General features: G+C 58.6%; 1 pseudogene. It reads right to left on the bottom strand.

The window, feature by feature from the left end:
* Window positions 1-790 (bottom strand): annotated as a pseudogene (locus K5D32_RS25775) (hypothetical protein); the annotation flags it as partial.

The raw sequence follows: 790 nt of genomic DNA on the forward strand, positions 1-790 counted from the left end.
CTGTAGCGGATTTGATCGTTGGCGATGCCGCTCGGTTGGCCTGCCTGCCAGTGCAGTACCCGACTGTTTTGGGCCGTGATGACGTGCAAAACCTCTCCATCGGCAGTGGTGCGGATTTCCAGCCCCGGCAGGTAGCGAACCTCGTTGTTCAGGGTGCGACTGGAGGTTTTGGCGCTGTTGATCTTGCGACAGCGCTGGCCTTGGCCGTCGTAGATATAGCGTTCGTAATCGCTGGCGGCGGTGGCGCGGGTGATGGTGGTGATTTGCTGTAACTGGTTGCGGACATCCCATTCCATCGTCTGGCCACGGACCAGTTGTAGCTGGTTGCCGTTGGGGTCGAAGCCGGTATCAAAGTCCGCGTCGGTTTCATCTTCGGGCAGGCTGCGATTGTTGTTCTCCGCCACGCGCATAGTGCGGGTAAAGTTTTGCGCGCCGACATGGCTCATCTGCAACAGATTGCCCGCTGCGTCGTAATCGTAGCTTTGCGTGTAATTGCTGATCTGGTTCGGGTCGGGCGGCAGCGGCTGCAAACCGGGTAGGGCAGGGCCGTGACTGGCACCGATATTGACCTCGCGGCCCGTGGCCTCGATCAACTGATAGAGCGTGTCGTAGCGGTAGTGATTAATCGCCTCGACGCGCTGGTTGGCGAAGTAACGAATCGGTTGGGCAGCATCTTCGATCTGCTGGATATTACCGACCGGATCGTAAGCGTAGATAAGATGCTGCAACGCTGGGCTGCCAGCGCTGATTTCCATCAAACGACCATCTTGCGGATCGTAGAGCGAGCGGC

Origin of the sequence: Pseudomonas cichorii, assembly GCF_019719005.1 — a bacterium.
Taxonomy (GTDB): domain Bacteria; phylum Pseudomonadota; class Gammaproteobacteria; order Pseudomonadales; family Pseudomonadaceae; genus Aquipseudomonas; species Aquipseudomonas cichorii_E.